Annotated in this window: 29 protein-coding genes; 5 read left to right on the plus strand and 24 right to left on the minus strand. The window is 36.5% G+C overall.

Going from position 1 to position 25,612, the window contains the following annotated elements:
* Positions 1 to 9 precede the first annotated feature (9 nt).
* Positions 10 to 1,233, minus strand: a complete 1,224-nt coding sequence (gene argJ, locus BCER98_RS14300) for a bifunctional glutamate N-acetyltransferase/amino-acid acetyltransferase ArgJ (RefSeq protein ID WP_012095288.1) — start codon at positions 1,231 to 1,233, stop codon at positions 10 to 12.
* Between the two features lie 12 nt (positions 1,234 to 1,245).
* A complete protein-coding gene (gene argC, locus BCER98_RS14305) occupies positions 1,246 to 2,283 on the minus strand; it encodes an N-acetyl-gamma-glutamyl-phosphate reductase (protein ID WP_012095289.1) in 1,038 nt (345 codons plus the stop codon).
* A gap of 223 nt (positions 2,284 to 2,506) precedes the next feature.
* Here argC and BCER98_RS14310 point away from each other — a divergent pair, with 223 nt between their 5' ends.
* Complete coding sequence (locus BCER98_RS14310; RefSeq protein WP_012095290.1) at positions 2,507 to 2,692, plus strand: YqzH family protein; 186 nt, start codon at positions 2,507 to 2,509, stop codon at positions 2,690 to 2,692.
* A 27-nt stretch (positions 2,693 to 2,719) separates the two neighbouring features.
* Here BCER98_RS14310 and BCER98_RS14315 read toward each other — a convergent pair whose 3' ends face one another.
* Positions 2,720 to 3,514: an SDR family oxidoreductase gene (locus tag BCER98_RS14315; protein ID WP_012095291.1), complete on the minus strand. Its 795-nt coding sequence runs from the start codon at positions 3,512 to 3,514 to the stop codon at positions 2,720 to 2,722.
* Between the two features lie 9 nt (positions 3,515 to 3,523).
* Positions 3,524 to 4,477: an MBL fold metallo-hydrolase gene (locus BCER98_RS14320; RefSeq protein WP_012095292.1), complete on the minus strand. Its 954-nt coding sequence runs from the start codon at positions 4,475 to 4,477 to the stop codon at positions 3,524 to 3,526.
* Between the two features lie 150 nt (positions 4,478 to 4,627).
* Between BCER98_RS14320 and proI the strand changes: the two genes are divergently transcribed.
* Positions 4,628 to 5,464 (plus strand): pyrroline-5-carboxylate reductase ProI, encoded by an 837-nt coding sequence (proI, locus tag BCER98_RS14325; RefSeq protein ID WP_012095293.1) that lies wholly within the window; start codon positions 4,628 to 4,630, stop codon positions 5,462 to 5,464.
* Positions 5,465 to 5,514: 50 nt separating this feature from the next.
* Here proI and sdaAA read toward each other — a convergent pair whose 3' ends face one another.
* From sdaAA to rnz, 4 genes are all read right to left on the minus strand, one after another.
* Positions 5,515 to 6,387 (minus strand): L-serine ammonia-lyase, iron-sulfur-dependent, subunit alpha, encoded by an 873-nt coding sequence (sdaAA, locus tag BCER98_RS14330; protein WP_012095294.1) that lies wholly within the window; start codon positions 6,385 to 6,387, stop codon positions 5,515 to 5,517.
* A gap of 18 nt (positions 6,388 to 6,405) precedes the next feature.
* Entirely contained in the window at positions 6,406 to 7,065 is a 660-nt protein-coding gene (sdaAB, locus tag BCER98_RS14335) for an L-serine ammonia-lyase, iron-sulfur-dependent subunit beta (RefSeq protein WP_041809998.1), read from the minus strand.
* A gap of 47 nt (positions 7,066 to 7,112) precedes the next feature.
* Positions 7,113 to 8,156, minus strand: a complete 1,044-nt coding sequence (locus BCER98_RS14340; protein ID WP_012095296.1) for a PTS sugar transporter subunit IIC — start codon at positions 8,154 to 8,156, stop codon at positions 7,113 to 7,115.
* Positions 8,157 to 8,528: 372 nt separating this feature from the next.
* Positions 8,529 to 9,452, minus strand: coding sequence for a ribonuclease Z (rnz, locus tag BCER98_RS14345; RefSeq protein ID WP_012095297.1), 924 nt, complete (start codon positions 9,450 to 9,452; stop codon positions 8,529 to 8,531).
* A gap of 189 nt (positions 9,453 to 9,641) precedes the next feature.
* Here rnz and BCER98_RS14350 point away from each other — a divergent pair, with 189 nt between their 5' ends.
* Both BCER98_RS14350 and BCER98_RS14355 read left to right on the plus strand, forming a co-directional pair.
* On the plus strand, positions 9,642 to 9,893 hold the full coding sequence (locus BCER98_RS14350; protein WP_012095298.1) for a DUF3932 family protein: 252 nt from the start codon (positions 9,642 to 9,644) through the stop codon (positions 9,891 to 9,893).
* A 237-nt stretch (positions 9,894 to 10,130) separates the two neighbouring features.
* On the plus strand, positions 10,131 to 10,655 hold the full coding sequence (locus BCER98_RS14355; RefSeq protein WP_012095299.1) for a YhcN/YlaJ family sporulation lipoprotein: 525 nt from the start codon (positions 10,131 to 10,133) through the stop codon (positions 10,653 to 10,655).
* Between the two features lie 42 nt (positions 10,656 to 10,697).
* Here BCER98_RS14355 and BCER98_RS14360 read toward each other — a convergent pair whose 3' ends face one another.
* The 3 genes from BCER98_RS14360 to BCER98_RS14370 form a co-directional block, all read right to left on the minus strand.
* On the minus strand, positions 10,698 to 11,936 hold the full coding sequence (locus BCER98_RS14360; RefSeq protein ID WP_012095300.1) for a DNA polymerase IV: 1,239 nt from the start codon (positions 11,934 to 11,936) through the stop codon (positions 10,698 to 10,700).
* Between the two features lie 175 nt (positions 11,937 to 12,111).
* Positions 12,112 to 13,230, minus strand: coding sequence for a tripeptidase T (locus BCER98_RS14365; protein WP_012095301.1), 1,119 nt, complete (start codon positions 13,228 to 13,230; stop codon positions 12,112 to 12,114).
* 120 nt (positions 13,231 to 13,350) lie between these two features.
* The gene (locus tag BCER98_RS14370; protein ID WP_041810000.1) at positions 13,351 to 13,899 is read right to left on the minus strand and encodes a GNAT family N-acetyltransferase; all 549 of its coding nucleotides are present in this window, start codon (positions 13,897 to 13,899) and stop codon (positions 13,351 to 13,353) included.
* Positions 13,900 to 14,095: 196 nt separating this feature from the next.
* Between BCER98_RS14370 and prli42 the strand changes: the two genes are divergently transcribed.
* Positions 14,096 to 14,188, plus strand: coding sequence for a stressosome-associated protein Prli42 (gene prli42, locus BCER98_RS22610; RefSeq protein ID WP_087095325.1), 93 nt, complete (start codon positions 14,096 to 14,098; stop codon positions 14,186 to 14,188).
* A 240-nt stretch (positions 14,189 to 14,428) separates the two neighbouring features.
* Here the strand turns inward: prli42 and BCER98_RS14375 are convergent, their stop codons facing one another.
* The 13 genes from BCER98_RS14375 to bfmBAA all read right to left on the minus strand — a co-directional run bounded on the left by BCER98_RS14375 (position 14,429) and on the right by bfmBAA (position 25,586).
* Positions 14,429 to 14,668, minus strand: coding sequence for a DUF3894 domain-containing protein (locus BCER98_RS14375; RefSeq protein ID WP_012095304.1), 240 nt, complete (start codon positions 14,666 to 14,668; stop codon positions 14,429 to 14,431).
* A 115-nt stretch (positions 14,669 to 14,783) separates the two neighbouring features.
* Complete coding sequence (locus BCER98_RS14380; protein WP_012095305.1) at positions 14,784 to 15,293, minus strand: L,D-transpeptidase; 510 nt, start codon at positions 15,291 to 15,293, stop codon at positions 14,784 to 14,786.
* 17 nt (positions 15,294 to 15,310) lie between these two features.
* Positions 15,311 to 16,279, minus strand: coding sequence for an aromatic acid exporter family protein (locus BCER98_RS14385; protein ID WP_012095306.1), 969 nt, complete (start codon positions 16,277 to 16,279; stop codon positions 15,311 to 15,313).
* A 99-nt stretch (positions 16,280 to 16,378) separates the two neighbouring features.
* The gene (locus BCER98_RS14390) at positions 16,379 to 17,101 is read right to left on the minus strand and encodes an amino acid ABC transporter ATP-binding protein (protein WP_012095307.1); all 723 of its coding nucleotides are present in this window, start codon (positions 17,099 to 17,101) and stop codon (positions 16,379 to 16,381) included.
* Positions 17,094 to 17,753 carry an amino acid ABC transporter permease gene (locus tag BCER98_RS14395; RefSeq protein ID WP_012095308.1) on the minus strand — a complete coding sequence of 220 codons (660 nt, stop codon included), beginning with the start codon at positions 17,751 to 17,753 and terminating at the stop codon, positions 17,094 to 17,096. Before BCER98_RS14395 ends, BCER98_RS14390 begins: the two co-directional genes overlap by 8 nt.
* 38 nt (positions 17,754 to 17,791) lie before the next feature.
* Complete coding sequence (locus tag BCER98_RS14400) at positions 17,792 to 18,577, minus strand: transporter substrate-binding domain-containing protein (RefSeq protein ID WP_012095309.1); 786 nt, start codon at positions 18,575 to 18,577, stop codon at positions 17,792 to 17,794.
* Positions 18,578 to 18,830: 253 nt separating this feature from the next.
* A complete protein-coding gene (locus tag BCER98_RS14405; protein WP_048722048.1) occupies positions 18,831 to 19,244 on the minus strand; it encodes a BrxA/BrxB family bacilliredoxin in 414 nt (137 codons plus the stop codon).
* A gap of 148 nt (positions 19,245 to 19,392) precedes the next feature.
* Positions 19,393 to 19,800 (minus strand): YjdF family protein, encoded by a 408-nt coding sequence (locus BCER98_RS14410; RefSeq protein ID WP_012095311.1) that lies wholly within the window; start codon positions 19,798 to 19,800, stop codon positions 19,393 to 19,395.
* A gap of 119 nt (positions 19,801 to 19,919) precedes the next feature.
* Positions 19,920 to 20,393, minus strand: a complete 474-nt coding sequence (locus tag BCER98_RS14415; protein ID WP_012095312.1) for an NUDIX hydrolase — start codon at positions 20,391 to 20,393, stop codon at positions 19,920 to 19,922.
* Between the two features lie 355 nt (positions 20,394 to 20,748).
* A complete protein-coding gene (locus BCER98_RS14420) occupies positions 20,749 to 21,927 on the minus strand; it encodes an FtsW/RodA/SpoVE family cell cycle protein (protein WP_012095313.1) in 1,179 nt (392 codons plus the stop codon).
* Positions 21,928 to 22,254: 327 nt separating this feature from the next.
* Complete coding sequence (locus tag BCER98_RS14425; RefSeq protein ID WP_012095314.1) at positions 22,255 to 23,571, minus strand: dihydrolipoamide acetyltransferase family protein; 1,317 nt, start codon at positions 23,569 to 23,571, stop codon at positions 22,255 to 22,257.
* A 15-nt stretch (positions 23,572 to 23,586) separates the two neighbouring features.
* Positions 23,587 to 24,570 (minus strand): 3-methyl-2-oxobutanoate dehydrogenase subunit beta, encoded by a 984-nt coding sequence (gene bfmBAB / locus BCER98_RS14430; RefSeq protein ID WP_012095315.1) that lies wholly within the window; start codon positions 24,568 to 24,570, stop codon positions 23,587 to 23,589.
* Positions 24,571 to 24,584: 14 nt separating this feature from the next.
* The gene (gene bfmBAA / locus BCER98_RS14435) at positions 24,585 to 25,586 is read right to left on the minus strand and encodes a 3-methyl-2-oxobutanoate dehydrogenase subunit alpha (protein WP_012095316.1); all 1,002 of its coding nucleotides are present in this window, start codon (positions 25,584 to 25,586) and stop codon (positions 24,585 to 24,587) included.
* Between the last annotated feature and the right edge of the window lie 26 nt (positions 25,587 to 25,612).

Genomic DNA, 25,612 nt, shown 5'->3' on the forward strand with positions numbered 1-25,612 from the left:
TTTCTCCCCTTATGTACGATAACAAGCATTTATTTTGACGTAATCGTAACTTAAATCACACCCCCATGCAGTACCTTTTTCTTCTCCTAAATGCAGATGCACATCAATGATAATTTCATCCTTTTGTAATTGGTGTTCCATTTCTTCTTCTGAAAATTCTTGCGGCTCACTCTCTCGTAGTACAGCGATAGATTGTACTGCAATATCGACAGTAGTAGGTTCAATCTTTATCCCGCATTGACCAATTGCACTAATGATACGTCCCCAATTTGGATCTTCACCATACATTGCTGTCTTGACAAGACTGGATCTTACAATTTGTTTGGCAATCTGCCTTCCTTCTTCTTCCGTTCGCGCCCCGCAAACATTTACTTCTACTAATTTAGTAGCTCCCTCTCCGTCTTTGGCAATTTGCTTTGCTAAATCCTCACAAACGTTCTGCAATGCAATGACAAATTTATTCCACTCTGGATGATTTTTGTGAATCGATGTCGTTTCTACGAGTCCACTTGCCATAACAATGACCATGTCATTAGTCGAAGTATCTCCATCAACAGTAATTTGATTAAAAGTTCGATTTGTTACTTCTGATAACGCTGCTTGTAATGATTCACGTTCTATTTTTGCATCTGTTGTAATAAAACTAAGCATGGTTGCCATATTAGGATGTATCATTCCTGATCCTTTTGCTGCTCCTGAAATTGTTACTTTTTTTCCTTCAATCATGAATTGATAACTAGATCGTTTTTCTATAAGATCTGTTGTTAAGATTGCTTCATAAAAAGACTCTGCAATTTCTTTCTCTTTCATCGGTACAAGTGCTGAAATACCCGTTCGAATGACTTCCATCGGTAAATGTATTCCAATTACTCCCGTTGAAGCTACAGCTACATCACTTTCCTTTATAGAAAATTGTTTCGCTGTCAGCGCGCGCATTTCATACGCATCTTCTAGCCCTTTCATACCCGTACAAGCATTTGCATTTCCGCTATTTACAATAATTACTTGTAATGTTCCATCCACCCCGATACTTTCTTTCGTCACTTGTACTGGGGCAGCTTGAATCTGATTTGTTGTATAAACAGCAGCGCAAATTGCTGGTACATCACATACAATTACTCCAAGGTCTTTTTTCTCTTTTTTCAACCCCGCTTTGATTCCAATTGCTGAGAAGCCTTGCGGTGAGACGATGGAACCATTTTGAACTTTTATAAGACAGTCTGTTTGAATCAACTCTCTCCCTCCTTATGGATAAATTGGTATATATTGTAATCCTGTTTTCTCATCTAGCCTCGCTACTAAATTTGCATTTTGAACAGCTTGCCCTGCCGCCCCCTTCATCATATTGTCAATCACAGCAACTACCGTAATTCTTTTCGTTCTTTCATCATAACCAATGCCGATGTCACAATAATTTGATCCTCTTACTTCTTTTATACTTGGGAATTCTCCATACGGGCGAATACGGACAAAATAAGCATTTTTATAAATATTTGTATACAAATTATGAAGTTCTTCTATTTGTACATATTTCCTTATTTTTGCATAAAGAGTAACCATAATCCCTCGTGATACTGGTATTAAGTGTGTACTAAATGTAATTGGCTTCGCTTGTTCATTCCAGCCAATTAACATTTGTTCAATTTCTGGAATATGCTGATGCTCATTCACCTTATAAATATGGAGATTATCGTATAGTTCCGGAAAATGAGCTGCATGAGTCGGTGTTTTTCCAGCACCTGATACCCCCGATTTAGCATCAATAATTATCGAATTTTCCTCAATGATTTTATTTCGCATCAGCGGTGCTATAGCTAATAAAGTTGCTGTAGCAAAACAACCAGGATTTGCAACTAACTTCGCTTGTTGAATCTCGTCTCTTTTCCACTCACTTAATCCATACACTGCTTGTTGAAGAAACTCCTCACTTGCAGCAGGCTTTTTATACCACATTTCATATATAGAAGGATTCACCATTCGAAAATCACCAGACAAATCGATTACTTTTAAGCCTGCTTTTAACAAAAGAGGGGTTAGCTTGACAGAAACGCCTGCTGGTGTTGCTAAAAAAACAAGATCTGCTTCTTTCTTAATCGATTCCACATCGATTTCTTGCAATGTATACACGAGAAAACGACGTAAATGTGGATATGAACTCGTTATATGCTCTCCTACTTGTGAAAAGGAGTGTATAGATACAATAGAAAAATACGGATGTTGTTGTAATAACCGTATTAACTCGATTCCTCCGTACCCTGTTGCTCCAATAATTGCAACTTTCATATTTTCCTCCTTATATAGATTATTGAAATTAAGTATGATTATAATATTGTATATTTATAGAGTCAATTAAATATTTATTATTTTTAAAAATTAAAAAACCTTAATTTTACTAATAAAACGATATCTAATGTGAATTTTTATACAAAATATTATATGCTAGTATTTTTCATATACTTCAAGTACAATGAAAGCAATATATGGATACATGTGAGTGAGGATAAACATGAATAAAAAATTAATCGAGAAGATGATGATAAAAAGTTTTGGGCAATATCAATGTAATCCTATTTCAAAAGAAGATGAGGAAATGTTAATTCAAAGCATCCAAACGATGATTGGTTCAGATCCTGATATTGATGTATACGAAGCAGTTGAAGATATTGTTTATGACTATATTACCGGAAAATAAAAATAGGAGATTTCATATAGAAATCTCCTATTTTTTACTTAATGATTTACCTGCAATTCGTTCAAATAAACCTGGGGATAATGCAAAAAGCTTTGGACCAATTCCCATCCATTTTGGCAAATTTACTTCTCTTTTTTTCGTATGCATTGCCTTTACAATCTGCCCAGCTACATATGTTGGTTTTAACATGTAACGCCCCATATTTTTTACATATGTACCTGATTGATCAGCGGTGTCAAAAAAGTTCGTATCAATTGGTCCTGGGTTAATTGCTGTTACAGAAATATTCGTATTGGAAAGTTCCATGCGCAAACTATTTGTAAATCCTAATACCGCATGCTTTGTAGCAGCATAAGCACTGGATTTTGGTGTTGCAATTTTCCCTGCTAATGAAGCAATATTAATGATTTGCCCTTCATTTCGCTCTACCATATGAGGTAAAACCGCCTTAGTACAAGCGACTAATCCGAATACGTTCACTTGAAACATACCTTTCACTTCGTGCATAGAAGCATCCTCAAAAGTTTTAAAAATACCAAACCCAGCATTGTTTACGAGTATGTCAATCTGTCCAATATCTTGCAATACTCGTGCAAATACAGTTTCGACCGCATTCTCATCACTCACATCCAATAGATAATAGTAACACGGCGTATGATACGTCGTTTTTATCTTGTTCATTAATTTCTTTAATTTCTCTTCTGTTCGAGCCATCAAAACGGGAATTGCTCCTTGCTCTGCCACCTGCATTGCAATTTGCTCTCCAATCCCGCTGGAAGCACCTGTAATGACGATTACTTGTTCTTGTAAACGTCCTGTCATTGCTGTCACCTACTTTGCATAATAAATCAATTGTGGCAAGGATTCATCAATCATTACTTGTTGATTATATGCTAAAAAGTCTAATTGTCCAACCGTTTCTGAAAGCGTAAGTGGCAATTGCTCTTTATATAATACAGGAAATAGCTTCACACATATTTCAAAAGCTGTCATCGGTTTCTCTTTTAATAATTCTAATACTTTCAAAGCTCGTGTTTCTTGTTTTTGTAATCGACTCTCGATTAGCTCCTTCACATTTACAATATCTTCTCCATGTCCAGATAAGATACGTGAAAGATTCATTTCGCTTAATCGTCTTAACGTTTGATTATATTGTAATAAAGGCCTTGCTCTTTCTGATTCTCCCTCATATGGTGGTTCTAATATTGGATTAGAAGAAATATGACGAATTAAAGCATCTCCACCAATTAGTAATCCATCACGTTCCCTGTACAAAGAAATATGTGTAGAAGCATGCCCAGGTGTTTCAATCACTTGAAATTCAGGCAAAGCATCAATACAGTCGCCTTCTCTTACCGTATGAGTTAATGATCTTTTACAAGAATATTGAAGTGTTTTCTTCGTTAGTAATCCTTCATGATTTAAAAATGCCTCTGGTACACCGAATTGTCGCGCAGCCTCTTTAAAAAATTGTTGATAACGCTTTAAAAATTGAGGATTTTGTGTAATCCAAGGTTCATTCCAAGGATGCCCAACAATATTGGCATGAGCTGAAAAAATGTTTAAAAGCCCACAATGATCAGCATGATGATGTGTAATGACCACTGTTTCAATATCATCTATTTTGTATCCTAGAACGCCTAGCTGGTATTCTAAAGATTTCCTAGCGTTCTCTGTATTGGTCCCCGTATCAATTAATGTTAATGTCTCCCCCTCAACTAAAAACACATTTACAGTTTCAACTGCAAATGGAACAGGAATCTCCATTCGGTGAATCTTTACCATGTTTATGCCCCCTGTCTCTCCGCTTCAAAATGAACCTCTCTTCAGTTTACAACTTTCATGAAATTTTGTCATTATTTTCAGATAAAAAGAAGGGATTTTCTAGCTTAAAGCGAATCTATGTACATTCATTAAAAATAAAGGGGGCACATCATGTCCATTCAAAATATTTCCTTTTTAGGAGCTGGTTCTATCGCTGAAGCAATTATTTCTGGTCTATTAGATGCAAATATAGTAAGCGCAAAACAAATTACTGTCAGTAACCGCTCAAATGAAGCAAGATTACAAGAGTTACATACAAAATATGGTATAAAGGGAACACATGATAAACAAGCATTACTCACAAACGCAAACATTCTCTTTCTTGCAATGAAGCCAAAAGATATAGTAGAAGCGATTGTACCGCTTAAAAAGTATATAACAAATACGCATCTCGTAATCTCATTACTAGCAGGTGTTTCCACTCACTCGATTGCTAAGCTTCTTCAAAAAAATGTCCCAATCATCCGTGCCATGCCAAATACATCAGCTGCTATTTTAAAATCTGCAACAGCAATCTCTCCATCTATACACGCAACAAAGCATCACATCGATATCGCCAAGTCTTTATTCGAAACAATTGGTATTGTTTCAGTAGTGAAAGAAGAAGATATGCATGCTGTTACTGCATTATCTGGAAGTGGTCCTGCGTATATATATTATGTAGTGGAAGCAATGGAAGAAGCTGCAAAACAAATCGGTTTAGAAGAATCTACAGCAAAATCGCTTATTTTACAAACAATGATTGGAGCTGCTGAGATGCTTAAAAATAATACGAAACATCCTTCTATTTTGCGAAAAGAAATTACTTCTCCTGGTGGAACAACAGAAGCTGGTATTGAAGTGCTTCAAAGTTTCGATTTCCAGAAGGCTCTCATCTCTTGTATTACAGAAGCCACAAGACGATCGCAAGACCTTGGTAAAACACTGGATCAACTACCAAAAAAATAAGAAAAAGCGGAGCTTAAAAATAAACTTGAGCTCCGCTTTTCTATCTTATATTATTTCTTTCCAAAAATCGCTTCTTGTAAACGGCGTCCTGTCGGTGTTGCTGCGAGTCCACCTTCGGCCGTTTCACGAAGTGCAACTGGCATTGTTTGGCCAATTCGAAACATCGCTTCAATCACTTCGTCACACGGAATCATGCTTGTCACACCAGCCAATGACAAGTCCGCTGCAATCATCGCATTGGAAGCACCTGCTGCATTCCGCTTTACACATGGCACTTCTACTAGTCCGGCAACAGGATCACATACTAATCCCAACATATTTTTCAAGGCGATTGCCATTGCTGTAGCAGCTTGTTCTGGTGTCCCGCCTGCCATTTCAACAGCTGCCGCTGCTGCCATACCACTTGCCGATCCAACTTCAGCTTGGCACCCTCCAGCTGCACCTGAAATACATGCATTATTCGCAACAACCATTCCAAATGCTCCTGCTGTAAATAAAAATTCAATCATTTCTTCACGTGTTGGTTGTAACTTTTCTTTCAATGCAAAAAGTACACCTGGAACTGTTCCAGCAGACCCAGCTGTTGGTGTTGCACAAATAATTCCCATCGCCGCATTGACTTCATTTGTTGCAACAGCTTTGCTCACTGCATCTAAAATCGTATGTCCCGATAGACCTTTTCCGCTCTTTATATACTCTTGTACCTTCACAGCATCACCTCCTGTTAAACCAGTTGGTGATTTCACACCGCGAATTCCTCGTTCTACTGCTTGCTCCATTACTACTAAATTCTTTTCCATTCCAGCGATTACTTCTTCACGAGAAATTCTTCTTGTTTCCATTTCACATTGAATCATGATTTCTGCAATTTTTACATTTTGTTCTTTAGCTTGCGCCACTAGTTCCGCTGCATTCCGAAACATGGTGTGTCCCCCCTGCAATTAGTCCATAATCGTTACTTGACAAATATTAGATTGTTCTTTTATCTCTTCAATCACTTCATTTTCCAATGCCTCATCTGTTTCAATAACCATAAGCGCTTTTCTTCCTTTTTCCTTACGTGAAACGCTCATTGTACTAATATTAATTTCATGCTTTGCAAGTATAGAAGCTACAGATGCAATGGCTCCAAAACGGTCGTTATTCACAATGAGAAGCGCAGGACTCGTTCCGGATAGTTGTAAATCAAATCCATTTAATTCAACAACTTCAATCTTCCCGCCACCAATTGAACAAGCCACCACTTCAATTTCTTCTTCACCTTTGTATAAACGAATTCGAGCGGTATTCGGATGCGGTGCATTCGCTTCTTCTTCAATAAAGTCAATTTCAATTCCGCGCTCCTTTGCAATCTCTAGCGAATTAGGAATTCTTACATCGTCGGTTTCAAAGCCAAGAATTCCTCCAATTAGCGCTACATCTGTTCCGTGACCACGGTATGTCTTAGCAAATGAACCGTATAAAGAAATAATAATTCTTTCTGGTTCTTGTCGAAAAAGCTGACGAGCAACTTGCCCCATTCTTGCTGCGCCTGCTGTATGTGAACTTGATGGCCCAATCATAACTGGACCGATAATATCGAATACTGAGCGATACTTCATCATAATTCCCCCTAAGCATCTATGAAAAATGATTTACTACTATTCTATTAAGCTGCTGCATCTGTTGCTTTCCCAGCCGTACCACGAATTTGTTCCGCTGTACGAATTGGATAGTTTTTAAATAAAAGTGAACCAATATAACCTGATATAAGACCAGATACCATAATACATAAGAAACATATCGTTACTTTCATAGGATCATTAAACCCATACATCACCATCAGACCAGCAATTGGTGTTGCCGTCCCTGTAGCGTTATTTACAAGCTCGAACATTGAAATAATAATCCCCGCTACTGCACCACCGATAAAGTTCGTTACATACACTGGAATTGGATTTGCAGAAATTAAATCTGCTTGTGTTAATGGTTCAATTGCTACCGCAATTGTCGTACGTTTATCCCCAAACTTCATTCGTTTAAAGAATACATAGTTCATAAAAGAAGAACTCGTGACCGCAAGTGCCCCTATTGCCATTGGCAATCCTGTTAATCCAAGAAGTGCAGTTAATGCCATTGAACTCAGTGGTGCTGTTGCAACAACTGTAATAATACCACCTAAAATAATTCCCATAATAATTGGATTCGCATTCGTTGACGACGTAATAACCCCGCCAATTTGCTTTAATGTTGCTGTTACAATCGGATCCATCCCTTGTGCAATAAGTCTTGTTAATGGTGCTGCAATAACAATACAGGCAATTAAATCTAATCCTTCTGGCACACGTTTTTCAATTTGTTTTACTAAAAATGATATAAGATAACCAGCGATAAACCCTGGTAACAATCCAAACTTTAACACAGAAGCCCCGACAAGCATAGCATAAACAGGTGATACACCCATCGCTAATGCAACAAGTGTTGCACCCGCAACCCCTCCTAGGTTACCAGATGATTTCCCAACTTCTTTCAAAAAGTCAATTCCTAGTAGATCTCCACCAACATATAATTGAAATGCTTCAACTAAGAAACTCGCAACAGCGGCGCTTGCTAAAGCTCCCATTGCTTTCATACCATTTGGTGCTTTAAAACTAAAGAGTGAGAAAAGACTTAATACAAATAGTAATAGTACAGTTCCTTTAATAATCTCCATGTTGCCCTCTCCTTTAGTCAATTTCGTTTCGTTACGAAAAATGGCTAAAATGCACGATGTAACTCACGATAAATTGTGATTTGCCCTCATTATAGCTCGTTTTTTTGAAACGCTTACTTTTGTTGAATTTTTAAATTTCTGAATTGGTGTTAATCTCTTTCTATTGTATCAATTATATATCTAATTATTTATATAACAGTTTTTCAAATCGAATAACATTCTGCACTTCTTTACAGAATATCCTAACATTTTAACATCACTGTACCATATAATAAAACTATTTAATGATAACAGCTTTACCAATATATAGATTAAAAAAATTTTTTCAAAATGAAACAATGGCAATTTTTTATTGCCATTGTTTGAAAAATGTTATCTTTCTACTGGAAATGACTTCAAGTCCATCGCTATTTCTGTATGGGCAAATACAGCTTTTGCTTCTCGCAACAACTCCTTATACATATCGCCTTGATAACGTGAACTAATATGTGTCAATATTAAACGCTTCACGTTTGCTTCTAGGGCAATGCGTGCCGCCTGCTCAGTTGTGGAATGAAAATAATCATGAGCCTGGGTTTGATCCGCTGCTGCAAATGTCGCCTCATGTACAAGTACATCAGCATCTTGGGCAAGAATTCTACTCGCATCACAATAACGAGTATCTCCTAAAATGGTAATAATTCTTCCTTTTTGCGGAGGCCCAATAAAGTCCTTCCCATCTAACACTCTTCCGTCTTCTAATTCAACAATCTCTCCATCTTTTAAACGTTTAAAAATCGGACCTGGTTTCACATTAGCTTCTCGTAACTTCTCTACAAGAAGAGGGCCTTGTATATCTTTCTCAACAATTCGGTATCCAAAACATTCAATCCCATGTGACAGTCTCTTTGTTTCGACATAAAATTGTTTGTCTTCAAAGACAATACCCTCTTCAGTAATTTCTACAATTTCAAGCGGGTATTTCACATGTGTTGTACTCACGGATAAAGCCACTTCAATAAACTGTTCAATTCCTTTTGGGCCATATACCGTTAACGGCGTTGTTCCTCCTTGAAAAGAACGACTTCCTAATAAACCTGGTAATCCAAAAATATGATCGCCATGTAAATGCGTAATAAATATTTTTTCAATCCGACGTGGACGTACAGATGTATGTAAAATTTGATGTTGCGTTGCTTCACCACAATCAAATAGCCATGTCCCTCCCCTTTCTTCCAATAACTGCAAAGCGATAGCTGAAACATTTCTTCCTTTTGAAGGAACACCTGCACCAGTTCCTAAAAACACAAATTCCACTTTCTTTCCTCCAGCTCTTTATATAGTCTATCTTTCATCTTACGGAATGTTATGTAAAATGGCAAATGTAATCTCCTTAACAAGCTATCTAGACATCTATATAATACGAACAATACGAAATGAATTTTTGTAAATTGTTCGTATTTTATGATAAAATAATTGTATAAAAAATAAAGGGAGCGTCTTATTATGAAAGAAGTATTTCGTTTACAAACTGATTTTTCGTCTTCATTTGATCGTTGGGTAAGCTCATTTGTTTCTAATTATCCGACCCAGCTGAAATGGTCAACTTTAAAGGAATTAATCCATGAATATACATCATCGCATACGAATCAAACGGTACCGGAATACATCTCTTCCTCTATCACATATTATGCACAACGTATTTCAACAGCAAACAATACAGAGATTATTATTTATACAAATCCTACAATCTCATAATCTCTAAAGTAAGAAAGCACCCAAATAGGTGCTTCCTTACTCATTTCATATACCCATTTCCTGTTATATATATTTCTCAGTCAAATCATCAAAGGACATCCTATTCTCTTCTGCCCCATTTATCAACTATTCATATCATTTCCCATCCACTCTATAAAAAATATGTCCGTTTCAATATGAATAATAAATCTCCTATTGGTCATTTTAAAAACATACTACCATGAAGGAGGAAGAGCCATGAAAAAGCTTAAAATATGTTCCATTATTTCACTAGCAACCATCTCACTCTTTGGCTGTGCTGGAAATCAAAAAGATAACGCTTTAGATAATCGAGATCACGATAACATTCGAAATGTTAGATACGAAGGAAATCAAACAGATCTTCAAAGGGGAAGAAATGTTCCAAATGATATAACAAATAATGACACACGACTGCACATAGCCAATAAGGCAGCAGACCGCATTGTGGAGCTAAAAGAAATCGACACAGCAAATGTAATTGTTACAAATAGAAACGCCTACGTTGCTGTTGTTTTACGAAATCATGTAAAAGGGGAACTCACAAGAGAATTAGAAAAAAGAGTTGCTGATCAAGTAAGAGCAATTGATCCAAATATTCGTTATGTCTTTGTTTCTTCAAACCCTGATTTCGTTAATCGCATGAGGGATTATGCTGCCAAAATTGATCAAGGGAAACCCGTAAGAGGACTAATTGAGGAATTTAATGAAACGGTTCGAAGAGTATTTCCAAACTCTCGCTAAAGAAAAAAGTGTCATGATGCTTATATGTAATCATGGCACTTTCTATAGAAATTTATTTTCTAATCTTTGTTGGAACGATTTCTCTTGTTTGCGTAACAATTGACTCCCTCGTTGTAACAGCGGCGTTCCATACTTATCATTAATTTGTTCGATAACGGCTAATAACGGCTCTTCTTTTGCATCTTGCTCAAATGAGAATAAATCTAATTGCTTGACCGATTCCGTTTTCCATTCTAGTTCAGTCGCTGTAACACCGAGTAAACGAATAGAATCACCATTCCAATGCTGTTTCCATAAACGAGAAGCTGCTTGAAATATATCGCGCTCTTCCCAAACTGCATTTTTTAATTGTTTACTTCGCGTGATTGTACGCCTATCATAATATTTAATTATAATTTGAATATTGTAGCTAACGAGCGTACGTTTTTGTAATCTACTGCTTACCGATTTTGATAATTTCTTCAGCATATCAAGCAATTCCTTCTCTTCATCCATATCCTTTGAAAAAGTCATTGAATTTCCAACGCTTTTATGTTGCCCTATTTGATTTGGATCAACCTTTCGATCATCGATACCTTTTGCTCGTTTTTGTAAGTCAACACCATGCTTTCCAAGCTTCGCACGAATAATATGTTCGTCTCCCTTTGCTAACTGTTCAATCGTATATATATGAATTTCATTTAATTTCTCTGCTGTTTTCTTCCCAATTCCATGCATACTTTCAACGGAACGTGGCCAAAGCATGTACGGAATATCTCGCTTGCGCAGCACTGTAATACCGAGCGGCTTTTGCATATCAGAAGCTGTTTTCGCAAGAAAGAGATTTGGTGCTATCCCGATGCTACATGGAAGTTGCAATTCTGTTACTAATGTCTGTTGAATCATTTTTGCAATTTCAATTGGCGTACCAAGCGCATAGCAATCTGTAATGTCTAAATATCCTTCATCTATCGATACCGGTTGGATTTTCTCTGTGAAACGAGAGAGAATTTGAAACATCTGAAAAGAAGCTTCTCGATATAATGTAAAATTCGGCTGCTTCACAATTAAATGGGGACATAACTTCTTTGCTTCCCAAAGTTGCATCGTTGTACGTATCCCGTATTCTCTCGCTTCATAGCTGCATGTCACAATAATTCCTTTTCGCTCTTTTTCATTTCCTGCAATTGCTAGCGGTTTTCCTTTTAACGATGGATCATGTGCAATTTCAACCGATGCGAAAAAACAATTCATGTCAACATGTAAAATAACATGTCCATTTTTCGGATACATTTCTCGCATATTATCCACCTCACAAAGAACATTTGTTCTTTTATTATATCAGATTTATTTACAATAGTGGTATGGTCTCGTAAAAATTTGTTCTTTTTTCTATCTCTTATCCATAACTATACTAAAAAAGAAATAACAATAAAAAACGTGCAAACCCATGACGGATTTACACGTTGTTTGATTGTTATTTTGCTACTTCTTCAATAATAGCAACAACTAATTCAGCTGTTTTTGTAAGTTCTTCAACAGGAATTTTTTCGTTTGTTGTATGAATTTCCTCATACCCTACTGCTAAGTTCACGGTTGGGATACCATGTCCAGCAATTACATTTGCATCACTTCCGCCACCACTTTGATGAAGAGATGGTGTACGGCCAATTTTTTCAGCTGCACGTTTTGCTACTTCTACGACATGATCGCCATCAGCAAATTTAAACCCTGGATACATGACTTTTACTTCTACTTCTGCTTGACCACCCATTTCTTGTGCAGTAGTTTCAAATGCTTCTTTCATTTTCGCAACTTGTGCTTGCATTTTTTCTTCTACTAGAGAACGTGCTTCCGCAAAAATTTGCACATGGTCACAAACGATATTTGTTTGTGTTCCCCCTTCGAACCGACCGATATTTGCAGTTGTTTCAGAATCAATGCGTCCAAGTGGCATTTTGGCAATTGCTTTTGCTGCAATTGTAATAGCAGATACGCCTTTTTCTGGCGCTACACCAGCATGTGCTGTTTTCCCACGAATAATTGCATTTACTTTTGCTTGCGTTGGCGCTGCGACTACAATTTCACCAACTTTTCCATCGCTATCTAACGCATAACCATATTTCGCTGTAATGCGTTCGCGTTCTAATGCTTTTGCACCGACAAGACCTGATTCTTCACCAACTGTAATAATAAACTCAATTTTCCCATGCGGAATATTCTTTTCTTTTAAAACGCGGATTGCTTCAAACATCGCTGCTAATCCCGCTTTATCATCTGACCCTAAAATTGTAGTACCATCAGATACAATATACCCATCTTTAATAGAAGGTTTAATTCCTTTTCCCGGAACTACTGTATCCATATGAGAAGTAAAATAAATTGTATCTACGTCTTCTTTTGTTGCTGGTAACGTACAAATTAGATTACCTGCCCCATGTCCCGTTGCATCCATTGTATCGTCTTCAAATACTTCAACACCTAAAGCGGTAAATTTCTCTGTTAACACTTTGCAAATTTCCGCCTCAAATTTCGTTTCAGAATCTACTTGTACTAATTCCATAAATTCATTGACTAAACGTTCTTGATTAATCATAAAACTGCGCCTCCTGCACTACCATTATGTATGTACACTATTCATTATAACAGAATTTCGCGAAATTTTCGAAATACATGACAAAAAACAGATGGTTCGTACATCTATATAACCATCTGTTTACTTTGACTCATTTAAAAGAACCCATCGCATATGATCTTCCCACACTCCATTGACCATTAACATTTTTCGAGATACACCTTCATATTGAAATCCAAGTTTTGTGACAACTTGAATCGATGCTAAATTTCGAGGCATAATTGGCGCTTCGATTCGATGTAAACGAGCTTCTTGAAAAGCTACCTCAATTGCCTTTCTAAGTGCTTCTGTTGTATATCCTTTATTCAATTCATCCTTATCTAACTTATAGCCAAGAACACATGATTGATAAACACCTCTCACAATTAAATTGAACGAAATACAGCCAATAATATTTGTATCATCCTCTTTTTTAAATATCCATAGCCGGATCATTTTCCCCTCTGCTACTTCTTTTCTATCTTTTTTAAGTCGCTTTATTTGATACTCTAATGTAAAAAAATCATCTGGTCTATATTCTTCCCATGCTTTTAAAAAGTCGCGATTTTTGTCGTAATATTGAAGAACTTGCTTTGCATACGACTCGTCAATTTCCCTTAATTGTAAACGCTCTGTTTCATATATTTTCATCATCGTATCTCCATTCTTCAGCTTACAAAACTGTTAAAAGTCACCGTAAAAAGTATTCCCTTACTTTGTTATATTCTCTATGTATCGCAAATTTTCCTGTTATCTTCCTAGACACTTCCCAAACTTTGTCTTTCCCCTTGTCCCCTCTTTCGTTTCTCGTTACAATAAACTTGTAATGACTGCAAGGAGGCCCATTATGAATAAAAAAGCACAAAAAATTATGGTATATATCATGCTTATTTCCATGCTTGTAACAACACTGCTTGCTGGTGCAAGTATGTTTTGGTAAAAAGTGTACATTTACTTTTTTATATTTTATTCTGCTATTGGTGAGCAACAGGACTCTCGCTAATTAAAGTTACACTTTATCTCTATTAATAAAGTGTAACTTTAATCAGTGGGGGTTTTCTTCATCCCCCACTGATTATGAGCCCTCACCAATCGCGCTGCCCTAAAATAGCGGGATAAAAACAAGGCTGTATATTCTCATAGAAAATAACAGCCTTGTTTCATGAAACAAAATAGATATCTACTTGATTACTAACAAAATTGCTACAATACTAAATGAAAACATCATCATAAGAGCCATCACAAAACTTGTATACTGTTTTTGCTGAAATGCTCCAACTACAAATGTTAAATTTAACAATGCCATAAATAGAATAGATACGAAAAAATTGCATATATTAAAAATCGTTAATATAAAAGTAATAATAAATAGAAAACCAATTAAAAATTGCGCGTACGAAATCTTTGACTTCACATACATATAAGCAATTCCTTTCTTCCTACCTTTATATATTTTCATTAACGCATGAACATGCACACATGCTAATCATATAAGGTAAATGTAAAGAACATTTACCTTATATGATTGACTCTCTCTAGCGAATCGCTCCTTTTTCTTTCGCCAGCTGCGAGAAGGATTTCTTCGATTTGACAATCCATACTTTTGTTCCGATTGGAACACGATCAAATAAATACTCCACATCATGTTTCTTCATCCGAATACATCCTTGTGAAATATATTTCCCAATCGAACTCGGTTGATTTGTACCATGAATACCATATTTGCTTCCATCGGTTCCTCTTGCATTAAATCCCATCCACCTTGATCCAAGTGGATTTTTTGGTGATCCTCCTGGAATATTTTTCGCAATATAGTAAGGATTTTTTGCTTTCATCACAATATCAAATGTTCCCTCTGGTGTGAGTTCATTTGTTTTTCCAGTTGCAATAGGAAACATATTTTGAATTTTCCCATCGTTAATATACGCAAGTTTATTGTTCTCTTTATTTACAATAATGAAAGGATCACCAACTCGCGGATTATCACCAAGGGGCCAAATGGGGGAAAGGGAAAAAAGTAATAATAACGAGATAAGAAATGGCATATGCAATTCCTGCCTCCTTATATAAGTTCTTTTATATTATCCTTTCCTTTAAATCGGCTTTTAATGAGTAAATATTGTTCCATTTCATATACGAGTTGAAAAAGTTTCGCACGTATTTCAAATTCCTCACGTGTCTCTGGAAGAGGCATGTCTCGAAACAATTCGCGCATCTCTTGAAGCTGTCTAAGTGATATTAACCCTGTACTTTCAGGACGAATCGAATTCCCAACATTTTCAATCACTTCTGCAATCATTTCCGCTTGTTCGTAAGACCAAGATAATGAAGCGGCAAGCGGCATAATTCTCTCTAAAATTTCAAATTGCTGAAAGCGCATATCGAAATATCGATAATAATAATCATCTTCTCGCATAAATTGATTTTCTAACTTTTTGAACGATACATCCTTCGCTCGTTTCAAGATTTCCTCTGTTTCAATTAATTCTTTTCCCGACCACGTACTCTCTCGATTGCGTAAGTATGCTGCTATCTCAAATAAAATCGTTTTAAAATTCGATTCTACTTGCTCTTGATATTCCTTTAATTTCTTTTCTGCACTCGGCATATACATATTCACTAATAAAGCGACACTAATTCCAATCGTTAACACAGCAACTTCATTTCCAATCGCTGACCAAGTAATATGTTTTAATGAATAGAGGTGCATAACAATAACGGAACTTGTCACAATTCCTTCTTGAATCTTACACATAACTGCTGTTGGAATAAAAGTAAGCAACAATAAACTAATAGCAAGTGGTGTATAACCAATTGTCTCAAAAATACAAAATGAAAATGCCATCGATAATACACATGCTAAAAAACGATGTAACGATACTTGTAATGATTTTCGCTTTGTATTTTGTACACATAAAATCACTAAAATCCCTGCTGAACTATAAAACTCTAATCCAAAAAGCTGAGCAACAAAGACAGCGATTCCTGTTCCAACTGCTGTTTTTACTGTACGATATCCGATTTTAAACATATTATTGCTCCTATATGTATAAACGTATTTACGATAAGTATAAAAAAAGGACGACAAACTGTCATCCTTTTCTTTTATTATTCACTTAACCTTGACACATTACAATATTTTTTGTAAAAAAACTTTCGCACGATCGCTCTTTGGCTCTGTAAAAAATTGCTGCGGAGTTGTATCTTCAACAAGTTTCCCACCATCTAAGAAAAGGACACGATCCGCTACTTCTTTCGCAAACCCCATTTCATGTGTCACAATTACCATTGTCATCCCTGTAGTCACTAATGATTTCATTACTTCCAATACTTCTTTTACCATCTCAGGATCCAGTGCAGAAGTTGGTTCATCAAATAACATCACTTCCGGTTCCATAGCTAATGCTCTAGCGATGGCCACGCGTTGCTTTTGACCTCCAGATAGGCGATTTGGATATGCCCCCTTCTTATTTAGCAATCCTACTTTTTCCAATAATTCCATTGCTTTTTGTTCCGCAGTTCCTTTAGCTATCCCTTTTACATTCACGGGAGCATATATAATATTTTCTAGCACGGTCATATGTGGGAATAAATGAAAATGTTGAAATACCATTCCGACTTTTTCACGTACATTCATCATATTCGTTTTCAGATTTGTTACTTCTTTATCTCCGATCCAAATACTTCCGCTTGTCGGTGTTTCCAATACATTCATACAACGTAAAAAAGTTGATTTCCCCGATCCAGATGGTCCAACAATTGCAACAACTTCTCCCTTTTCAATTGTTGTCGTAATTCCTTTTAATACTTTATGTTCTCCAAATGATTTATGAAGATTTTCAATCTTAATCACTTTTCTTCATTCTCCCTTCAATTGCTTTCCCAACTACTGTAAGTACAATCACTAAAATATAATAAACAAGCCCAACAAAAAGTAATGGTTCAAGATACTTAAATGTTTCACCACCCACAATGTAAGCGCGACGCATTAAATCTGTTGCACCAATTACTGTTACTACAGCCGATTCCTTCGTCAGTGTTGCAAATTCATTCACAAGCGCAGGTAATATATTTTTTAATGCTTGTGGTAATATAATATGTCTCATCATTTTCCCATACGGTACACCTAGCGCTATCGCTGCTTCGGTCTGCCCTTTATCAATCGCTTGAATCCCGGCGCGAATGACCTCAGACATATATGCACCTGAATTTAAGCTAAATGCAATGACTGCGGCTAAAAAAGCTGGAATATCATATCCAATCATTTGTGGTACACCAAAATATATAATCATTAATTGCAAAACAAGTGGTGTTCCACGAAATATGGATGTATATAGATCCGCTGCAACATTTAAAACTCGAATTCTAGCAATCTTACAAAGAGCTAATAGTGTCCCTAATATAAAACCAATTAAAGCTGAAACAGCTACAATTTTTAATGTAACTTCTAGTCCTTTTAATATATATGGTATCGATGGCGTTATTGCCGAAAAATCTAGATTCATGTTTTGTTCATTCCTCTCTCAGAAGATAGAAAGGCAGCTTATTTTTCGCTGCCAAACCATTTTTTCACTAATTTATTCATTTCACCATTTTCTTTCATCTTCTGAATCACTTTATTAAACTCTGCTGTTTTATCGCTATTTTTTGGAAGAGCAATCGCTGCCCCTACTTCTTCTGGTGCTTCCTGAATTTCAATCCCTTGTAAACCTTTTACCTTTTCTAAATAATGTTTAGCAATCGTATCTTCTAAAATAGCAGCATCAAAACGTCCTGCTTTAATTTCTTGTACAATTTCTGGTACACGGTCGCGTCCTTCCGCTTTAAGATCCACTTGTTTTTTGAACTCATTTGCTTTTTCTTCTTGAATAGAACCAGTTTGTACTCCTACCTTTTTCCCTTTCAAATCTTGCAATGACTTAATATTAGAATCTTTCTTGGAAACAATCATATTTTTAGCAACGAAATAAATATCTGTGAAATCTGCATTTTCTTTACGTTCTGCTGTTGGTGTCATACCGGCCATAACAAAATCTACTTTTCCTGAACTGAGCGATGCTAACAATCCTCCAAAATCCATATCTTTCACTTTCACTTCATATCCAAGTTCTTTTCCAATATATTTTGCAATATCGACATCAAATCCAATAATCTCATCACTTTTTGATGCTTCCACATATTCATACGGTTTATAATCTGCTGAAGTCCCCATAATAAGCACCTTTTTATTTTTGTCAGCACCTACTTCTTTTTCCTCTCCTTTACTACATGCACTAAACATACTTAAAATTAAAATAAGTGCAATTGAAATCGATAATACCTTCTTCATATTTCTTCCCCCTAATATTGTATGTTTAACAGTTTATAAGAATTTTTATTCGTTGTTTGTATTGTAGCAGCCATTTTATTTTTATGCAACAATTAAAATAAAAATAAATATAATGACGGTTAAAACAAGGAAATAAATTGTTTTTATGCATAAAAGCTGTATAAAAATAATTTTACATCTATTCAATTCTCATGTACATAATAAAATAACAAAAAGGCCCGTATACATTATCGTATACGGACCTTTTGTTATTTTATAGCTCTTCGCAGTTCTCTTCAAAATAGGACTGTAATTTTTCAATGACTTGCATCGGTTCATGTCCCTCGATTTCGTGGCGCTCTACCATTGTTACAATCTTTCCGTCTTTTAATAAGGCAAAAGATGGAGAGGAAGGTGGATATCCTTCAAAATATTCACGTGCACGTGCTGTTGCTTCTTTATCTTGTCCTGCAAATACTGTTACGAGATGATCTGGACGTTTATCATAATGAACAGAATGTGCAGCAGCAGGGCGAGCAATTCCGCCTGCACAGCCACATACAGAGTTTACCATTACAAGTGTTGTACCTTTTCTTTTCAATGCTTCATCAACTGCTTCTGGCGTTGTTAATTCTGTATATCCAGCGGAGACGATTTCTTCGCGAGCTTGCCGAACGACATCATTCATAAAAAAATTAAAGTTAATCAAAATGTTCCCTCCTCTAAGTGTACCTATTTGTATCTTACCAGTAACTATTTCCGAAATACAAGTAAACTTCCTAGTTTTGTTGTTAAATCTAAAAAAATCCTAGAGCAAGAGGCTCTAAGATTTTTTCTTAATGACCACGACGCTTTTGCTTTGCCTTTTGTACTTTCATAAGACGTTTTCTTCGCTTTTCTGCTTCGCGTTGTTCCTTTGCGAGCACCTGTTTCTCTTTCTTACGCAATTCATATGACAATTGGATTGCTTCCTGTGCTTTTGTAAGACGCGAGACATTGACTCCTTTTGCTGCTTGCCTGATAAGACGCTTTATATTTTTGGGTCTTTGCTTCGTTCTCACTTCAACCCCATAGCGAGCAAAATTTTGAAAATAAGTGACCATCTTTCCATTAACAAATGAGAGAATTTCCTCATCTGATGGCTCTGTTCCAAAAATATAACGCGCTCCATACAATTTTCCTTTTTCGTTTTTCGTAATAATTCCAACAAAGTATTGACCATCGTGATATACTGTCAATTCCATCGACAGCCCCTCCTAAAAAAAGATTCAGAAATACTGGACATCCCGGAGGGGAAGGTTACTGACATACTCGTATGCGTCCGGACTACCAACCGAACTGTGTTTTTGTATTTCTACAGCTATTATATCGCATTTTTATTTTCTTTTTCTATTTTTTCATACGTTTCAATTATTTTTTTGTGCGATCCTACCATATAATCAGGAAGTTCTCTTATTGGAAAGAATGCAAGCTGAACAGCCTCTGCTGTGTTCATATTGAGGTTTCCTTCATATTCATCTGTATAATAAGCTGTTGTTACCGATTGAAATTCATCCCCGTTCGCTAGTTTTGTAAAATAGTTGGCTCCAGAAAATACATGAATTAAACGCAAATTCTTAACATGAATCCCTGTCTCTTCATAAACTTCGCGGTAAGCTGTTTCTTCTGGTGATTCGCCAAGTTCCATTAGGCCACCGGGCAATCCCCATTTTCCATACGGCTCTGTTCTTTGTTGTAATAAAACTTCTCCCTTTTTATTGATTACAAGTACAACAGCGCCAACTAAAATTAAAGGGCGATGACCAACTATTTTTCGTAACTCCTCTACATATCCCATCGAAACACCTCCCTTTTGTTATTTCTTTGTCCACACTATTGTATCATATGTAGAAAATGATAAAATGCGTGTATCTTTCATCAATTGTTGTTAGCAGAACAGTTCAAATGGAGTCTTGTCTCCCCCTATTCAACTACCACGTATGTTAAATATGAACGTCATAATCATTGAACTGCAGTTCATCATAGCAAATAACAATCATGCGAATACAACACCTCAATTGTGCGATTATTCTTAAAAATCTATATGCTAGAATTGCTCGTTCTATAGAACTCAGCCATGCGCGCTTGCTAATTGAGAGGATATATAAAAGAAGTTGATTTGTTCTGAAACAAACCAACTTCTTTTAAAGATGTTACTTAACGGAAAACATATACTTTTTATATGTTTTCCGTACCGATAATATGAGTCCCATCATAATCATATTCGAGAATAAAGAGCTCCCTCCATATGATAAAAATGGAAGTGCAATCCCTTTTACAGGCATTAACCCAACAATCATACCAACATTTTGGAAGATTTGAATCGCTAATATGCCTATTGTTCCAGCACATAATAATGTACCGAATAGATTATCAGCAGAATAACCAATAATAATTGTTCGATAAAGTAGTAAAAGAAACAAGAATATAACTAGAGCGGCAATGATAAATCCACCTTCTTCAGCAATCGTAGCAAAGATAAAATCAGTATGTTTCTCTGGAATATAAACATTTCCACCGCCAAATCCTTTTCCTTCCATTCCTCCACTGCCAACAGCTAAAATGGATTGCTGTGTTTGATACCCTTGATCTGTATGTTCAAATGGATCTAACCAACCTAAAATACGTGATTGTTGGTGAGGTTTTAACATTGTAACTAATTTATTAAAGAAAAAATCTGGATACTTTACGTATATAAATATTAATGTAGACAATATAGTCACCGGAATAACTGTACATAACGCAATTAACTTCTTTTGAATCCCTGACATAAACAAAATACACGCGATCGCAGCTGCATATAAGAACACCATACCTGTATCTGGTTGACTATATACAACTACCGTAGGAGGAAGTGACACTAACATAATTTTTCCTAATAATATTAAATCTGTTTGAAATGTCCGGATCACATATTGTGCATTATGTTTCACCGCTAAACTTGCAACGATGAGAAGCAATGAAATTTTGAAAAACTCAGATGGTTGAATTTGTCCGATACCAGGGAAAATAAACCATCTTTTTGCCCCTAACTTTTCAGGTGTAAAGCTCGATGTTGGCAATACCTTCAAAATTATTAATGAACCAAATCCAACAATATAGAGTGGCCAGGACAATTTTTGCAGTTGATCTAAGTCAACGCTAGCAACAAGGAGTAACAAGACAACCCCTATGATATAGTTTACACCTTGTTTCAAAGCGAAGTTTGAATCCCCATATTGTCCAGTTTGTTGACTGCTATATATAGCCGCTATACTTGTAACACATAGTGCAAACAAAATTAAAATTAACTTTACATCTAAACTTTTTAGAAATTCGGTACTTCTTTTCATGACATCCTCCTGAAACATTGTTACAGCAAAATAAAAAACCAGGAGTCAACATTATGCATGTTTTGACGACTGATTACAGATTATCTATGAAACACTTATATAGAATACCTCTCTTTTTCATACAATACAATATATTATACTATAGTTTCATCAGTAAGATTTGGCAAAAGATTATTCTTTTTTTATTTTATATCTATATACCAGATATCAGCAATGTATTTTCATAAATTCTTTCTACATTATGACTCATTGTCAGATATTAAGATAGAAATGAAAGATATCACCTTTTGTACAAATGTAAAAAGCTCGCATTTCGCGAGCTTTTTATTAATATACAGATGTATTCTCCGCTGACATATTTTCTAAAATCTCTTTCACTCGACCTAAGAACTTGCCACAGATCAAACCGTCAAGTACGCGATGATCAAGCGATAAACATAAATTAACCATGTCACGTGCCCCAAACATGCCGTTATCCATAATAACCGGACGTTTTACAATTGATTCTACTTGTAAAATAGCAGCTTGTGGATGGTTAATAATACCCATAGATTGAACAGAACCAAATGATCCTGTGTTATTAATTGTAAATGTACCGCCTTGCATTTCATCTGGTTTTAATGATTTTGTACGAACTTTCGTTGCAAGCTCCGTAATTTCACGAGCAATACCTTTAATTGTTTTTTCGTCTGCATGTTTAATCACTGGAACAAATAATTCCTCTTCTGTTGCAACAGCAATAGAAAGGTTAATATCTTTCTTCTGAACGATTTTATCACCAGCCCACATAGAATTAATTTGCGGGTATTCTTTTAACGCCTGTGCAACTGCTTTTACGAAGAATGCAAAGAATGTTAAGTTAAAGCCTTCACGTTTCTTAAATTCATTTTTAATTGCGTTACGATACGATACAAGATCTGTCACATCTACTTCAATCATCATCCAAGCGTGAGGTGCCTCATGTTTACTGCGTAACATATTCGCAGCAATAGCTTTACGCACACCTGTTACTGGAATTTCAATATCACCAGGTACGGTTGGTACAGATACTGGTTTCGCTTCTGTTTTTTGTACTGGCGCTTTCTCTTCTGCTTTTGGCGCTTCTTGAGGAGTAGGTGTTGATACAGCTACTTCCTCTTTTTTCGCATCCGCTTGCGGAATATTTCCTGATTCCACAAGTTTCAAAATATCTTTACGTGTAATGCGTCCATTTGCTCCTGTACCTTCTACTACATTTAAATCGATATTATGTTCACCTGCAAGCTTTAATACCGCTGGAGAATAACGAGGTTTCCCGTCAGTTGGTTGCTTTGTTTTTGCTACTTTTTCAGCTGAGACAACCTCTGCTTTTGCTTCCTCTTTCGTTTTCTCTTCTACAGCTGTTGCTGCTACTTCATCTGCTCCCTCTACTTGAATGACACAAACAACTTCCCCTACAGCAAGTGTGTCTCCTTCCGCTGCAACTAACTCTTTCACAACCCCGGTGAAAGAAGATGGTACTTCTGCATTTACCTTATCTGTCATTACTTCTGCGATTGGATCATATTTATTCACATGATCCCCAACATTTACAAGCCATTTGCTAATTGTACCTTCTGTTACGCTCTCCCCGAGCTGAGGCATTGTAATATTTTCTACAGCCATGTATAGTCCCCCCGATTAAAATTCCGCAAGTTCACGCATTGCTTTTTCAACTTTATCTGGATTTACCATAAAGAATTTTTCCATTGTTGGTGCATATGGCATCGCCGGAACGTCTGGACCTGCAAGACGTGCAATTGGTGCATCTAAATCAAACAGACAATTTTCAGCGATAATCGCGGATACTTCGCTCATAATACTTCCTTCTTTATTATCTTCCGTTACAAGAAGAACTTTACCTGTTTTTGAAGCAGCTTCAATAATTGCTTCCTTATCTAATGGATATACAGTACGCAAGTCAAGAATATGTGCAGAAATGCCATCTTTTGCTAACTTTTCAGCAGCTTGAAGAGCAAAATGAACACATAATCCATATGTGATAACAGTAATATCATCGCCTTCACGTTTTACATCTGCTTTTCCAATCGGTAATACGTAGTCATCTTCTGGTACTTCGCCTTTAATTAAACGATATGCACGTTTATGTTCAAAGAATAATACTGGATCTTCATCACGAATCGCCGCTTTTAATAATCCTTTTGCATCATATGGTGTAGAAGGAATTACTATTTTTAAACCTGGTTGGTTTGCAAATAATGCTTCTACGGATTGTGAATGATACAAAGCACCATGAACACCGCCACCAAATGGTGCACGTATCGTTAATGGACAAGTCCAGTCGTTATTAGAACGATAGCGAATTCTTGCTGCTTCAGACACAATTTGGTTCACCGCTGGCATAATAAAATCAGCAAATTGCATTTCCGCAATCGGACGCATACCATACATTGCCGCTCCGATTGCTACTCCTGCAATTGCAGATTCTGCAAGCGGTGTATCGAGCGCACGCTCTTCGCCGAATTGATCATACAATCCAGTTGTCGCTTTAAATACGCCACCTTTTTTACCAACGTCCTCTCCTAATACAAATACTTTCTCATCGCGTTCCATTTCTTCACGCATTGCCAATGTAATCGCGTCAATATAAGACATTACAGCCATGAAACGTTCCCCCCCTATTCTGCGTATACGTGCTTCAATGCATCTTCAGGTGCTGCATACGGAGCATTTTCTGCATATTCTGTTGCTTCATTTACGATATGCATAATTTCATCTAACATTTGTTTTTCGGATTCTTCTGTCAATAAACCTACTTCTTTTAAATAAGCAGCAAATGTAAAGATTGAATCTTTCTTCTTCGCTTCTTCCACCTCTTCTTTATCGCGATATACACGATCGTCATCATCACTTGAATGTGCTGTTAAACGATATGATACAGTCTCAATTAACGTTGGGCCTTCCCCGCGTCTGCCGCGTTCTGCCGCCTCTTTTACAGCTTGATATACTGCAAGTGGGTCATTTCCGTCTACCGTATATCCTGGCATACCATATCCAATCGCACGATCTGATACATTTTTACACGCTAATTGCTTTTCAAGTGGTACTGAAATGGCATATTTGTTATTTTCACACATAAAGATGACAGGTAGCTTATGTACACCAGCAAAGTTCGCACCTTCGTGGAAATCACCTTGGTTAGAAGAACCTTCACCAAATGTTACAAACGTTACTAAATCTTTTTTCTCCATTTTTCCCGCTAAAGCAATCCCAACGGCATGTGGTACTTGCGTTGTAACCGGAGACGATCCTGTTACAATACGATTTTTCTTCTGTCCAAAGTGACCAGGCATTTGACGACCACCTGAGTTTGGATCTTCCGCTTTTGCAAATCCAGATAACATCAGTTCTTTTGCTGTCATACCAAATGTTAATACTACGCCCATATCACGATAGTAAGGTAATACATAATCTTTTTCACGATCGAGTGCAAACGCTGCTCCTACTTGCGCCGCTTCTTGTCCTTGACAAGAAATTACGAATGGAATTTTACCCGCACGGTTTAATAACCACATGCGTTCATCAATTTTACGTGCAAGTAACATCGTACGGTACATTTCTAATACTTGCTCATCACTTAAGCCAAGCGCTTCATGGCGTTTTTCTTTTACTTCTGCCATTTTTCATAACCTCCTAAATCCACATT

The organism is Bacillus cytotoxicus NVH 391-98 (assembly GCF_000017425.1).
Classification (GTDB): Bacteria; Bacillota; Bacilli; order Bacillales; family Bacillaceae_G; genus Bacillus_A; species Bacillus_A cytotoxicus.